Below are 12,534 nucleotides of genomic sequence, written 5' to 3'. Positions count from 1 at the left end.
AAAGCGACAAGGTTAAGGGTGCCGCCCATATGAGCGACACCCTTAACTAACTGTCCGAACCTGAATGCAAGCGCTGAATATTCAGCGCATGGCGTAGCTGGTTTGCAGCCGCCCCATCGCGCGGCGCGCAATGTCGCGCGAAGACGCTTCTTCGCCATTGGCCAGCACGAGCACGGATTCAGGCGCAAAGCGGGCGCTCTTATAGGCATCATGCGCGTCGGCGACGCGGCCCATGCCAAGATAGGCATGGCCCAGGTTGATCAGTCGGGCCGGATCGCTCGCCGCATCGGGGCGAACCGCGTTCAGCCGGCGCGCAGCCTTGTCGAAATCGCCGCGCATCAGCGATCCTGCGGCCAGGCGGCCATCGGGAACGCCCACCACGACGACCTCATCCGGTGCGGCCTGAGCCATGCCCGGCGCGACACAAGCCAGCGCAAAACCCATCATTACCGCTACCGTCTTCATCCTAATTCTCCTGAAAAAAACTCCTTACTATAGCCAGGAGTATTTCATTTAGATGACATCGACGCAAGAGCGCGCATTTTCGATGAAACAAATTTGTTTCACGTAAAAACAGCAGCTTATGAATATTTCATCGCATTGTCATAAAATCGTAATCGAAAGGACAGGTCCATGTCCATCGATTCGAGACGCGAGTCGCGGGTAAGGCTCCGGCGAAGATCGCACGAGAAGCCAAGAACAACGATGTCAGGGAATAAGGTCCGGGAGGTTCTGTTGCCCGGCCCTCCCGGAGGCCGCTGAATTCCCTTCTGTTGCCCGGTGGGTTCAACCGCGCTATTTTAGGGTAACGTCAGGCCGTGAGGCCCTCAGTTACGCTGCAATGGCGAGTGCTTCGTTATCGTTGGCACTTGTGAGTTTTGCACAGTTTAACGGCTTACACGGGCCGGGTAAAAACATCGCCTTTGAACACACGTCGATCCTAGTTCGGCCCCGTCAGACATCCCGCCAGGCATGGCGCCCATCGGGATATGTGGTGGAACCGCCGGGTACTGCCCCCGGGTCCGCTGCGTCTATTATACGACACAATTTATCACCATAGCCGGGCGAACCCGGCACGCTCTATATGCGCGTGCCTGCACGGCTTTTCAAGATGTTCCGTCAGCGTTGCGCGCCGACGGACTCTATCAGCCCGCCGACCGCGGCTGCCGCGCCAGGAACAGGGACGACCGCACAACCGGCGTATCGATTAGCTTGCCCTTCATCAGCGTCCGCAAGCGCTCGGCCCCGTCAGGGTTCAGCATCACGACCCGCGTGCCCCCGGCGGGCAGCGCCTCGATGGTCGAAATCGCCAGGGTGTGGCGTTCGCACATGGCTTTGACGTCGGCCAGTTCCGCCTTGATATTGATCGCGCGGCTCATATGCCCTGGTCCTTCGAACCAGTGCGACAGCCTAAATAATGGTTGAGATCGCCCAAGATGGTCGCTCCTTGCTGGCAAGCGGGAGCGCGATCGTCTCTCGGTCACGCGAATGCTTGCAGGCAGGGTTCGCGTCGATGGCTGCCCATAGCAGGCGCAGCGCCCTTCTGTCGCGCTGTTTCGGCTGCGATATTTCTTCACACGCGCCCGCTTCCCCTCGCCCGCCGACCGCCCTATAGCCTTGTTCCCATGATCCTCGTCATCGACAATTATGACAGCTTCACCTGGAACCTGGTCCATTATCTGATGGAACTGGGCGCGCGGGTCGAAGTCGTCCGCAACGACGCCATTTCGGCGGGCCAGGCGCTCTCCAGCGGCGCCGAGGCCTTCCTGCTCTCGCCCGGCCCCTGTACGCCAAATGAAGCGGGCGTCAGCCTCGACCTCGTCGCCGCCTGCGCCGATGCGGGCGCACCTTTGCTCGGCGTGTGCCTTGGCCATCAGGCGATCGGCCAGCATTTCGGCGGCAAGGTCGTGCGCGGCGGCCTGATGCACGGCAAGACCTCACCCGTCACCCATGACGGCACCGGCTTGTTCGAGGGCATCCCCTCGCCCTTCACCGCCACCCGCTACCACTCGCTGATCGTCGAGGATATTCCCGCCGAACTGGTGGTCAATGCGACAAGCGAAGACGGCTCGGTCATGGGCTTCCGCCACGCGACCCTGCCGATCCACTCGGTCCAGTTCCACCCTGAAAGCATCGCGACCGAACATGGTCACGACATGCTGGCCAATTTCATGCGGATCGCTGGCATGAAGGTGAAGACGCGCGAAGCCGCCTGACGCCTGTCCTACTGGGATGGGCTTTGCTATGCTGCGCCGGTCACTTTCCTAATCTGTCGGCAATAGGAAATCATATTTCAAATTGTACGGGAAAAGTACGAAGTTAAGCCCTAACGGCCTCTCGACTTACCGGCCCTGTCGCGACTAAGGCGAAGCGTCATGACCCGCCTGCCCGACCCCTCCTCGCCGCTCGACGCGCAGGCTGCTGCCATCGCCTTCGACCTGCTGTTCGACGCGGACCTGCCGGAAGCGGAGATCGCGACCTTCCTCGTCACCATGGCCCGGCGCGGCGAAAGCGCGATCGAAATCGCCGCAGCCGCCCGCGCCATGCGCGCCCGCATGATCCCGGTCACCGCGCCCGCCGGAGCCATCGACGTCTGCGGCACCGGCGGCGATGGCCATCATACGCTCAATGTCTCGACCGCCGTCTCGCTGGTGGTCGCCGCCGCTGGCGTGCCGGTCGCCAAACATGGCAACCGCGCGGCCTCCTCCAAGGCCGGGGCCGCCGACACGCTCGAGGCCCTGGGCCTGAACCTCGACCACGCCGCCACCACCGCCGAAGCGACGCTTGCAGACCTCGGCATCGGCTTTCTCTTCGCGCAAAATTACCACCCGGCGCTCAAGCGCCTCGGCCCCATTCGCAAGGCGATTGGCGAGCGCACCATCTTCAACCTGATGGGACCGCTGGCCAACCCGGCCGGGGTCCGCCGCCAGCTCGTCGGCATCGCCCGCCCGGCCTATGTGCCCATCTATGCGGAGGCGCTTGCCGAACTCGGCGTCGATCGGGCTATGATCGTATCGGGCGATGAGGGACTGGACGAACTCTCGCTGGCGGGCGGCAACGACATGGCCGAAGTCACGGGTCATAGCCTGATCGCGATGACCCGCATCACCGCCGCAGAACTTGGCCTGTCCACCCACCCGGTCGAAGCCATACGCGGCGGCGATGCAGCCCATAACGCCGCCGCCCTGCGCGCGCTGCTCCAGGGCGAAACCGGCCCCTATCGCGACGCCGTGCTGCTCAACGCCGCCGCCGCCCTTGTCGTCGCGGACGCCGTTGCTGACCTTCGCGAAGGCGTGGAGGAAGCCGCCGAGACGATCGACCGTGGCCTCGCCAACGCCCTGCTCAATTGCTGGATTGCCTATACATGACCAACAAGCTGATCGAGATTTGCGATTTCAAGCGCGAAGATGTCGCTCGCCGCAAAGCCGCAACCAGCATCGCTGCGCTCCACGCCCGCGCCAGCGAACAAACGCCCCCGCGCGGTTTCCGCAAGGCGCTCGACGACGCAGCCCGCTCCGGCTTCGGCCTGATCGCGGAGGTCAAGAAGGCCAGCCCGTCCAAGGGCCTGATCCGCGCAGATTTCGATCCCCCCGCCCATGCCCAGGCCTATGCGGCGGGCGGCGCAGCCTGCCTGTCGGTGCTGACCGACGAACCCTATTTTCAGGGCCATGACGATTATCTGATGGCTGCCCGGTCTGCCTGCGCGCTGCCGGTCTTGCGCAAGGATTTTATCGTAGATCCCTGGCAGATTCTCGAAAGCCGCGCGCTCGGCGCCGACGCCATCCTTATCATCGTTGCTGCCCTGGACGATGCGCAAATGAAGGACATAGAGGATACCGCGCTCGGCCTCGGCATGGACGCGCTCATCGAAGTGCATGACGAAGCCGAACTCGACCGCGCGCTTAAACTCCGATCACGGCTGATCGGCGTCAATAATCGCGACCTGCGCGATTTCACTGTCGATTTCGCCCGCACCTATGAACTGGTGGGCAAGGCCCCCGAAGGCTGCACCTTCGTCGCCGAAAGCGGCCTCACCGGCCATGCCGATCTCACCGCCATGGCCGACCATGGCGTTCGTTGCTTCCTCGTCGGCGAAACATTGATGCGGCAAGCCGATGTCGAAGCCGCCACCCGCCACCTGTTGACCGGCGCATGAGCGACCTCACCCATCTCGATCCCGACGGTGCAGCCCGCATGGTCGATGTGTCGGCGAAAGCCGTGACCGCGCGCGAAGCCGTAGCCGACGGCCGGATCGACATGAGCGAGGAAGCCGCCGCCGCCATCCTCGCGGGCCTGGTCAAGAAGGGCGACGTCCTCGCCGTCGCGCGGGTCGCGGGCATCATGGCGGCCAAGCGCACCGCCGATCTCATCCCGCTCTGCCACCCGATCGCACTCAGCGCCGTGACGATCGATTTCGACCTGGACGACACCGGCGTCCGCGTCACCGCCACCGCCCGCACCGCAGGCCAGACCGGCGTCGAGATGGAAGCGCTCACCGCCGCCTCCGTCGCCCTGCTCACCATCTACGATATGGCAAAGGCGATCGACAAGGCGATGGTCATCGACGGCGTCCGCTTGCTCAGCAAGACCGGCGGCAAGTCGGGCGACTGGCACAGGCCATGAGCCTGCTGCCGGTTGCGGAGGCGCAAGCCCGCTTGTTCGCGCTGGCCAACCGGCTGCCCGCAGAAGACGTGCCGGTTATGGCCTGCGCCGGACGCTGGCTCGCCCGCGATATCCTCGCGCAGCGCGCCCAGCCCTGGGCCGACCTCAGCGCCATGGACGGCTATGCCGTACGCGCCGCCGAAGCGCCCGGCCCCTGGCGCGTGACCACGACCAGCAGCGCAGGCGGCACACCCCCGCCCCCGCTCGCGCCGGGCGACGCCTGCCGCATCTTCACCGGTGCGCCCTTGCCCGAAGGGGCCGACGCCATCCTGATTCAGGAAAATGCGACCCGCCACGGCGACAGTTTCACCGCCACCGCCGACCCGCTTCCCTCCGGCCGCCACGTCCGCCCCGCCGCGTCGGACTTCGCGCTGGGCGCGCCCCTGCTCAAAGCAGGCTCGCGATTAGGCCCGACCCAGATCGCGCTGGCCGTGCTGGGCGGCCATGGCCACCTGCCCGTCGGACAGCGGCTCAAAGTCGCGCTGCTCTCGACCGGCGACGAATTGGTGCCGCCCGGCGCACCAACCCCGCCGGGCGCTCTCCCTTCGTCCAACGCCCCCATGCTCGCCGCGATGCTGGCCGCTTTGCCCTGCGACGTCATCGACCTCGGCATCGTGCCGGACGATCTCGACGCCATGGTCACAGCGCTCGATCGCGCGCGCCAGGCCGACATCATCGTCTCGACCGGCGGCGCATCGGTCGGCGATCATGACATGGTTCGCCCCGCCTTCGCGCAAGCGGGCGGTACGCTCGATTTCTGGAAGATCGCCATGCGCCCTGGCAAGCCGCTAATGGCCGGACGCCTCGGCGAGGCCCTGTTCCTGGGCCTGCCCGGCAACCCCGTCTCGGCCTTCGTGACCGGCACCCTCTTCCTGCTGCCCCTGGTCCGCCATATGGCGGGGCAAGCGCTCCCCCCCCTTCACGAAGCCCGCCTCGCTTCCCCCCCCTCCCCGCCACCGGCGACCGCGACGATTATCTCCGCGCCTTCCGCAGCGATGGCGGCATCGTCTCGGTCACCTCGCAAGACAGCGCCGCCACCGCCGCCATGGCGCTGGCCGACTGTCTGATCCGCCGCCCCGCCGCTTCCCCCCCGGCGGCCATCGGCGACACAGTGCAAATTCTGCCCCTGCCCTGATCCACCCGGCGCTTGACTAACCTTCATCTGTTTCCTATGCGTTCCTTATACGTTCCACGGAGGACCGCAGCCATGTTGACGCCCAAACAGCAGGAATTGCTGAGCTTCATTCAAACCCGGTTGGAGGAAGGCGGCGTGTCGCCCTCTTTCGAGGAGATGAAGGATGCGCTGGATCTGCGCTCCAAGTCGGGCATTCATCGCCTGATCAATGCGCTCGAAGAACGCGGCTTTATCCGCCGCCTGCCCAACCGTGCGCGCGCGCTCGAAGTTTTGAAGCTGCCCGATGCCATGCACCGCATCCCGGCCCCGGTCATCGCGCCCAAACCGCAGGTGTCGGCACCACAACTCATTGCCGCCAACGACGTGATCGAAATCCCGATGCACGGCCGGATCGCGGCAGGCGTTCCGATAGAAGCGATGGAAGGGCAGACGATGTTGTCCGTTCCTGCCGCGCTGCTTGGCGCGGGCGATCATTATGCGCTGGAAGTGTCCGGCGATTCGATGATGGAAGCCGGTATTCTCGATGGTGACTTCGCGCTGATCCAGCGGACCGAAGTCGCGCGTGAGGGCCAGATCGTCGTCGCCCTGATCGACGAGAATGAAGCCACACTCAAATATTTCCGCCGCGAAGGGCAAAGGGTTCGGTTGGACCCGGCCAACAGCGCCTATGAGCCGCAAATCTACGACCCGCGCCAGGTCCAGATCCAGGGTAAACTCGCCGGACTGCTCCGCCGCTATAATTGAGGTCTGGGCCGCGCATCGAACGGGCGCGGTTTGGACGCACCATAGCGGCGCGATCGCTTGGGGATCGGCGCGATCCAGGGATGGGCGTCACCCGCCTGACGCACCGTGCGAATGGTGGCATGGTCGAGATCAATGGCCATGCCGCCGGTTCGCGCCAAGAGGCGGCGGTCGATCTTGAGCCAACGCGGGCGGCACCAACGCGGCAGACCGCGATCGGCAATCACGATATCTGCCGCCGCGCAATCGCGGGCGAAGGTCGCGCGGTCCACCAGCATATCGCTGCGGGTCACGAGCAACTGCCAGGGCCGACCACCCGCCATCAGCCCGACCGCGCACAAATCGCTCGAACAGCGCGCCTGCGGCAACCGCGCGATCGGCTCCAGCGCACCATCATAGCCCGCGCTCTCCGACAGGACATCGCGCACATAATCGCCCGCCCCCGCGCGCAATATCGCCATGCGACCCTCAGGCGTGCGCACCGCGACATGCCGGCCATCGCCGGTCACCAATATGTCGGGCTGTGACAGCAGCAATATGGCGATGACGCCCGCCGCCACCGGCCCTAATCCCAGCCAGCGCCACCGGCTGCGCCACAGCAAGCACCAGAGCAGCCCCGCCATCATCCCTGCAAAAACGAAAGCGGGCACCGATGGCGTCAACATCGTCGCCCAGGGACTGGCCGACACCCCATGGGCGATCATCAGCAACAACGTCAGCGCCTGCTGCGTCAGCCACCAAAACGGCGCACCAAGCCCCGCCAGGTCGAACAGCAACGCCAACGCCTCCAGCGGCATCACGACAAAGGTGGTCAGCGGGATCGCGACGATATTGGCAAAGGCGCCCAACATGCCCGCCTTGTGAAAATGAAACAGCGCGATCGGCATCAGCACCAGTTCGATGACGAAGCCCGTCGCCAACGTCACCAGCAGCATGCGCCCAACCTTACGCCAGCGCGCCTCGTCCCGCGCAGCGGCAAAGGCGCGGAATAGCTTATGTTCGGCCAAGGCCACCAGCGCCGTGACGGCGGCAAAACTCATCTGGAAGCTCGGCCCGACCAGCGCTTCGGGCCAGAAGATAAGCACGATCAGCGCGCCCGTCGCCACCAGCCGCAGCGTGATCGCATCCCGCCCCATCGCGAGACCGCCCAGCACCAGCAACGCCGCAATGCAGGACCGCACCGTCGGCACCTCCGCCCCCGTCAGCAGCGTATAGCCGACCCCTGCCAGCGCGCCCCCGGTGGCCGCGATCAGCATCAACGGCCAGTCGAGCGCCGCCCGGCGGCTCAACGCCATCACCCGCATCAACAAAAAGATCACCGCCCCGATCAGCGCCGTCACATGCAACCCACTGATCGACAATAGATGCGCCAACCCGCTGTTGCGCATCGCTTCGGCATCCACCTCGGCAATCGCCCCCTGATCGCCGGTCGCCAGCGCGATGGCGATACCCTTCGCCGGATCGTCCACTTGCCCGGCAATATGCGCGAACAGCCGTGCCCGCAGCGGCGGCGCACCCGTCGCGGGTTTCACCATCTCGATCGGTTTCAACGCCTTGCCGGTCGCACCTATCCCCTGAAAATAAGCGCGCGCCGCGAAGTCATAGCCCCCCGGCACGCTGGGCGGCGCGGGCGGCATTAACCGCACCCGAAAGCGAATCCGCGCACCCTCGCCCAACCCGACGGGTACATCGCTCTCGGCGATATTGACCCGGATCACCTTCGGCAAGGTCGGTGCCGCCACCGGCCGCAGCATCGCCCGCACCATCTGCTGCGCCGGAACCGCGCGCACCGACAGGACATCGCCCGTCACCTGCACGAACGTCGCCCGCGCCAGCGGTGGCTCCCCCAGCATCAGCGCCTTCCCCCAGATGAGAACGCACCCCATGCAGGCCAGCACCCCGCCCGCCACCATCATCCGCCGCAACCGTGCGCCATCGGGCAACAACACGCCCACACAGCCCAGCGCCAGCGCACCACAACAAAAGGCCAGCCACGCCATCCGATGGGGCAAGGCGAACCAGGCCGCGATGCCCACTCCCAAGGCGATCGGTGCCCAAAGCGGCACCTGCTCCCGCTCTTTCTCCAGCCAGCGCTCTACCCCCGCAAACCCGGCGCGCAGGCGCGTGGCGACCTCGACCATAAGGGAGGTTTGTCGTGGCTCGAAAGCCATGCTAGGGGGCATCGCATCCATGGATCAGAAGGGCGAATGTCAGGCAATATGGCGGTGAACGCAACGGGAATGAACAAGCCGGTGGTGACCCGTTTCGCCCCCTCGCCAACAGGCTTCCTCCATATCGGCGGTGCCCGCACCGCCTTGTTCAACTGGCTGTTCGCCCGCCATCATGGCGGCAAGTTCCTGCTGCGGATCGAGGATACCGATCGCGCCCGTTCGACCGAGGAAGCGGTCGCCGCGATCTTCGACGGGTTGGACTGGCTCGGCCTGGGCGGCGATGAACCGCCCGTGTTCCAGTTCGAGCGGACACCGCGCCATGCCGAAGTCGCCAATGCCATGCTGGCGGCCGGCCATGCCTATAAATGCTATGCCACGCCGGAAGAATTGGCCGCGCTGCGCGAAGAGCAGCGCGCCGCCAAGAAGCCGATGCGCTATAATGGCCGCTGGCGCGATCGCGCCCCTGAAGAAGCGCCCGAAGGCGCACCCTTCGTCATCCGCCTCAAGGCGCCACGCGAAGGCGAGACAGTGATCGAGGATGCGGTGCAGGGCCGCGTCGTGGTGCAAAATGCCGAACTGGACGACATGATCCTGCTGCGGTCGGACGGCACGCCAACTTATATGCTGGCCGTGGTGGTGGACGATCATGACATGGGCGTCACCCATGTCATTCGCGGTGACGACCATCTCAACAACGCCTTCCGCCAACTGTGCATCCTCCGCGCGATGGAGTGGGAAGAGCCGATCTATGCGCATATCCCACTGATCCACGGTTCGGACGGCGCGAAATTGTCCAAGCGCCATGGCGCGCTCGGCGTCGACGCCTATCGCGACGAGATGGGGATGCTGCCCGAAGCGGTGCTGAACTATCTGCTGCGCTTGGGCTGGGGCCATGGCGACGAGGAATTCATCCCCACCGCCCGCGCCATCGAACTGTTCGATATTGCGGGCGTCGGCCGCTCGCCCTCGCGCTTCGACATCAAGAAGCTGGAGAATCTCAACGGCCATTATCTGCGCGAAGCCGATGACGCCCGTCTGGCCGCGCTGGTGGCCCCCCGTGTCGAAGCCCGGCTGGGCAAGGCGCTGCCGGACACCGGTCTAGCACTTTTAGGCGAGGCGATGGCTTCGCTCAAACCGCGCGCTAAAACGCTTAACGAAATTGCGGAGGGCGCTGAATTTCTGTTCAAAAATTGCCCGCTCGATTTTGACGAAAAGGCGTCGGCTCTGCTAGACGACTCGGCACGCGCGCTGCTGGCAAAGACGGCCGACGCTCTCTCGACCACGCCTTCATGGACGGTCGAAGCGATCGAAGACGCGATACGCCGCGTGGCAGAGGATGCCGGTCTGGCACTGGGCAAGGTTGCGCAGCCTTTGCGGGCCGCGCTCACCGGGCGCACCGTCTCGCCGGGGATTTTCGATGTCCTCTTCCTGTTGGGGAAAGAGGAAAGCTTGGAACGGCTGACCGCTGTGGGCACGCACGGTTAAGTTGATGGCACTCAAGGAGAACAATATGTCGGATAATAATGCCACTTTGACCGTCGGAGGAGCGACGAAAGACTATGCCGTCATGGACGGTTCGGTCGGTCCCCAGGTCATCGACGTTCGCAAGCTGTACGCCAACACCGGCATGTTCACCTATGATCCGGGCTTCACCTCGACGGCAAGCTGCGAATCCGGCCTGACCTATATCGATGGCGACGAAGGCGTTTTGCTGCATCGCGGCTATCCGATCGGCCAGCTGGCCGAAGAATCCAGCTTCATGGAAGTCTGCTACCTGCTGCTGAACGGCGAACTGCCGTCCAAGGCCGAGCTGGACGACTTCATCACCACCATCACGCGCCATACCATGGTGCATGAACAGCTCACCACCTTCTATCGCGGCTTCCGTCGCGATGCGCACCCCATGGCGATCATGTGCGGCGTGGTCGGCGCCCTGTCGGCCTTCTACCATGACTCGACCGACATCAACGATCCGCTGCAGCGCAAGATCGCCAGCCACCGTCTGATCGCCAAGATGCCGACGATCGCGGCGATGGCCTATAAATATTCGGTGGGTCAGCCCTTCGTCTATCCGCGCAACGACCTGTCCTACACCGCCAACTTCCTGCGCATGACCTTCTCGGTCCCGGCGGAAGAATATATCCCCGATCCGGTGATCGTGGACGCCATGGACAAGATTTTCATCCTCCATGCCGACCATGAACAGAACGCCTCGACCTCGACCGTGCGTCTCGCTGGTTCGTCGGGCGCCAACCCCTTCGCCTGCATCGCAGCCGGCATCGCCTGTCTGTGGGGCCCGGCCCATGGCGGCGCGAACGAAGCGGCGCTCAACATGCTCCGCGAAATCGGCACCGTGGACAAGATCCCGGAATATATCGCCCGCGCCAAGAACAAGGACGATCCGTTCCGCCTGATGGGCTTTGGCCATCGCGTCTACAAGAATTACGATCCCCGCGCGACGGTCATGCAGAAGACCGCCAAGGACGTGCTGGAGAAGCTGGGCGTCAACGATCCCGTCTTCGACGTCGCCAAGGAACTGGAGCAGATCGCGCTCAACGATCCCTATTTCATCGAAAAGAAGCTCTATCCCAATGTGGACTTCTATTCGGGCGTGATCCTGTCGGCGATCGGCTTCCCGACCGAGATGTTCACCGTCCTCTTCGCCCTCGCCCGCACCGTCGGCTGGGTGGCGCAGTGGAACGAAATGATCTCCGACCCAGCGCAGAAGATCGGCCGCCCGCGCCAGCTCTACACCGGCCCGACGCAGCGCGACTATGTGCCCGTCGACAAGCGCTGATCCGCGCTGAGGCTGAAACACGAAACGGCGCTCCGAAAGGGGCGCCGTTTTTCGTCGTGCGGGCAATATAGGGTATGATGACTTTAAGTCACATCACTCCGTTCGCCCTGAGTAGGGGCTGAGCTTGTCGAAGACCCGTATCGAAGGGTCGGCTGCGCTTATATCCTTCGATACGCCATTTCGACTTCGCTCAATGCCTGTCCTGAGCGCCTGCCTTGGCAGGCAGTCGAAGGGGCTACTCAGGACGAACGGTTCTGAGTAAAGTCATCTCGCTCTAGAAAGCGTGCGCGCAGCATGAGCAAGATGCAGCTATGCTGCACCCGCCAGAACATCATCAATGTCGAAAAATGGTGGAGCCTAGCGGGATCGAACCGCTGACCTCCTGCATGCCATGCAGGCGCTCTCCCAGCTGAGCTAAGGCCCCATTTGGGCATGGCACCAATGGCCCGCCGCATGGATCGAACCCTGTCCGGCTGGCTCCATGAGGAACCAGACCGCCGGTCGAATATAAGGATGGTGGAGCCTAGCGGGATCGAACCGCTGACCTCCTGCATGCCATGCAGGCGCTCTCCCAGCTGAGCTAAGGCCCCGTCACCATCATCAAGCGCCCTTGGGTTGGCGCTTGCGAGGTCGCTGCCATTAAGTCGCAGCAACCTCGTTGGCAAGAACAAAAATCAGTTAATTGTCATCGCTATCGTCGTCGCCAGCGGCTTCGACACCCAGGTCGTCGTCACCGCCCAGATCGACGTCATTATCCGGCGAATCGCCATCATCATCGACGTCCAGATCCAGGTCCAGATCATCGTCGGCCGTTTCCAGCTTGCCGTCGGCGGTCTCGATGACCTTCTTGGGCGCTTCTTCGTAAGGAAGCGGCTGCTTGGACTTGAGAACCGGCTCCGGTTCCCAGGCCGCGTTGCAGTTGATGCAGACGACCGGATCGTCCTTGCCCAGATCATAGAAGCGGGTTGCGCATTTCGGGCAGGTCCGTTTCGTGCCCCATTCAGCCTTCACCATGTCCGGCCTGTTCC

The 12,534-nt window shown here is 64.1% G+C and carries 11 protein-coding genes, 2 tRNA genes, 1 other RNA gene and 1 pseudogene; 8 read left to right on the top strand and 7 right to left on the bottom strand.

What is annotated here, in order from left to right; translation table 11 throughout:
• Positions 1–81: 81 nt before the first annotated feature.
• The 3 genes from OVY48_RS20005 to OVY48_RS19995 all read right to left on the bottom strand — a co-directional run bounded on the left by OVY48_RS20005 (position 82) and on the right by OVY48_RS19995 (position 1,379).
• Positions 82–465: a hypothetical protein gene (locus OVY48_RS20005; protein WP_069066725.1), complete on the bottom strand. Its 384-nt coding sequence runs from the start codon at positions 463–465 to the stop codon at positions 82–84.
• Between the two features lie 294 nt (positions 466–759).
• Positions 760–1,114, bottom strand: a transfer-messenger RNA (tmRNA) gene (gene ssrA, locus OVY48_RS20000).
• 31 nt (positions 1,115–1,145) lie between these two features.
• On the bottom strand, positions 1,146–1,379 hold the full coding sequence (locus tag OVY48_RS19995) for a hypothetical protein (protein WP_037477557.1): 234 nt from the start codon (positions 1,377–1,379) through the stop codon (positions 1,146–1,148).
• A gap of 246 nt (positions 1,380–1,625) precedes the next feature.
• Here OVY48_RS19995 and OVY48_RS19990 point away from each other — a divergent pair, with 246 nt between their 5' ends.
• From OVY48_RS19990 to lexA, 6 genes and pseudogenes are all read left to right on the top strand, one after another.
• Positions 1,626–2,216 (top strand): aminodeoxychorismate/anthranilate synthase component II, encoded by a 591-nt coding sequence (locus OVY48_RS19990; RefSeq protein ID WP_313924181.1) that lies wholly within the window; start codon positions 1,626–1,628, stop codon positions 2,214–2,216.
• Between the two features lie 159 nt (positions 2,217–2,375).
• Positions 2,376–3,368 carry an anthranilate phosphoribosyltransferase gene (gene trpD, locus OVY48_RS19985; RefSeq protein ID WP_313924180.1) on the top strand — a complete coding sequence of 331 codons (993 nt, stop codon included), beginning with the start codon at positions 2,376–2,378 and terminating at the stop codon, positions 3,366–3,368.
• Entirely contained in the window at positions 3,365–4,156 is a 792-nt protein-coding gene (trpC, locus tag OVY48_RS19980) for an indole-3-glycerol phosphate synthase TrpC (RefSeq protein ID WP_313924179.1), read from the top strand. The genes trpD and trpC overlap by 4 nt, the downstream gene beginning before the upstream one ends.
• Positions 4,153–4,623, top strand: coding sequence for a cyclic pyranopterin monophosphate synthase MoaC (gene moaC / locus OVY48_RS19975; RefSeq protein WP_043151277.1), 471 nt, complete (start codon positions 4,153–4,155; stop codon positions 4,621–4,623). The genes trpC and moaC overlap by 4 nt, the downstream gene beginning before the upstream one ends.
• Positions 4,620–5,797: pseudogene (gene glp / locus OVY48_RS19970) on the top strand (gephyrin-like molybdotransferase Glp). Before moaC ends, glp begins: the two are co-directional and overlap by 4 nt.
• A 72-nt stretch (positions 5,798–5,869) precedes the next feature.
• On the top strand, positions 5,870–6,541 hold the full coding sequence (gene lexA / locus OVY48_RS19965; protein WP_037477569.1) for a transcriptional repressor LexA: 672 nt from the start codon (positions 5,870–5,872) through the stop codon (positions 6,539–6,541).
• Here lexA and OVY48_RS19960 read toward each other — a convergent pair.
• On the bottom strand, positions 6,532–8,679 hold the full coding sequence (locus tag OVY48_RS19960; RefSeq protein WP_313924178.1) for a ComEC/Rec2 family competence protein: 2,148 nt from the start codon (positions 8,677–8,679) through the stop codon (positions 6,532–6,534). The genes lexA and OVY48_RS19960 overlap by 10 nt on opposite strands.
• Positions 8,680–8,745: 66 nt before the next feature.
• Between OVY48_RS19960 and gltX the strand changes: the two genes are divergently transcribed.
• Together gltX and OVY48_RS19950 are read left to right on the top strand one after the other, a co-directional pair.
• The gene (gene gltX / locus OVY48_RS19955) at positions 8,746–10,194 is read left to right on the top strand and encodes a glutamate--tRNA ligase (RefSeq protein WP_313924177.1); all 1,449 of its coding nucleotides are present in this window, start codon (positions 8,746–8,748) and stop codon (positions 10,192–10,194) included.
• Between the two features lie 25 nt (positions 10,195–10,219).
• A complete protein-coding gene (locus OVY48_RS19950; RefSeq protein ID WP_313924176.1) occupies positions 10,220–11,506 on the top strand; it encodes a citrate synthase in 1,287 nt (428 codons plus the stop codon).
• A gap of 348 nt (positions 11,507–11,854) precedes the next feature.
• Here the strand turns inward: OVY48_RS19950 and OVY48_RS19945 are convergent.
• From OVY48_RS19945 to OVY48_RS19935, 3 genes are all read right to left on the bottom strand, one after another.
• A tRNA-Ala gene (locus tag OVY48_RS19945) sits at positions 11,855–11,930 on the bottom strand.
• Between the two features lie 90 nt (positions 11,931–12,020).
• Positions 12,021–12,096, bottom strand: a tRNA-Ala gene (locus OVY48_RS19940).
• An 88-nt stretch (positions 12,097–12,184) separates the two neighbouring features.
• A complete protein-coding gene (locus OVY48_RS19935) occupies positions 12,185–12,520 on the bottom strand; it encodes an FYDLN acid domain-containing protein (protein ID WP_037480080.1) in 336 nt (111 codons plus the stop codon).
• Positions 12,521–12,534 lie beyond the last annotated feature (14 nt).

This window comes from Sphingobium sp. SA2, from assembly GCF_032227065.1.
Taxonomy (GTDB): Bacteria; Pseudomonadota; Alphaproteobacteria; order Sphingomonadales; family Sphingomonadaceae; genus Sphingobium.
Note: the sequence above shows the minus strand (reverse complement) of the source record. Positions and strands in the feature narration are given on the sequence as shown.

Coding starts and splice junctions, on each gene's coding strand:
- trpD (WP_313924180.1), top strand. CDS start 2,376: ATGACCCGCCTGCCCGACCCCTCCTCGCCGCTCGACGCGCAGGCTGCT.
- gltX (WP_313924177.1), top strand. CDS start 8,746: ATGTCAGGCAATATGGCGGTGAACGCAACGGGAATGAACAAGCCGGTG.
- OVY48_RS19990 (WP_313924181.1), top strand. CDS start 1,626: ATGATCCTCGTCATCGACAATTATGACAGCTTCACCTGGAACCTGGTC.
- OVY48_RS19995 (WP_037477557.1), bottom strand. CDS start 1,379: ATGAGCCGCGCGATCAATATCAAGGCGGAACTGGCCGACGTCAAAGCC.
- lexA (WP_037477569.1), top strand. CDS start 5,870: ATGTTGACGCCCAAACAGCAGGAATTGCTGAGCTTCATTCAAACCCGG.
- trpC (WP_313924179.1), top strand. CDS start 3,365: ATGACCAACAAGCTGATCGAGATTTGCGATTTCAAGCGCGAAGATGTC.
- OVY48_RS20005 (WP_069066725.1), bottom strand. CDS start 465: ATGAAGACGGTAGCGGTAATGATGGGTTTTGCGCTGGCTTGTGTCGCG.
- OVY48_RS19950 (WP_313924176.1), top strand. CDS start 10,220: ATGTCGGATAATAATGCCACTTTGACCGTCGGAGGAGCGACGAAAGAC.
- OVY48_RS19935 (WP_037480080.1), bottom strand. CDS start 12,520: ATGGTGAAGGCTGAATGGGGCACGAAACGGACCTGCCCGAAATGCGCA.
- OVY48_RS19960 (WP_313924178.1), bottom strand. CDS start 8,679: ATGGTCGAGGTCGCCACGCGCCTGCGCGCCGGGTTTGCGGGGGTAGAG.
- moaC (WP_043151277.1), top strand. CDS start 4,153: ATGAGCGACCTCACCCATCTCGATCCCGACGGTGCAGCCCGCATGGTC.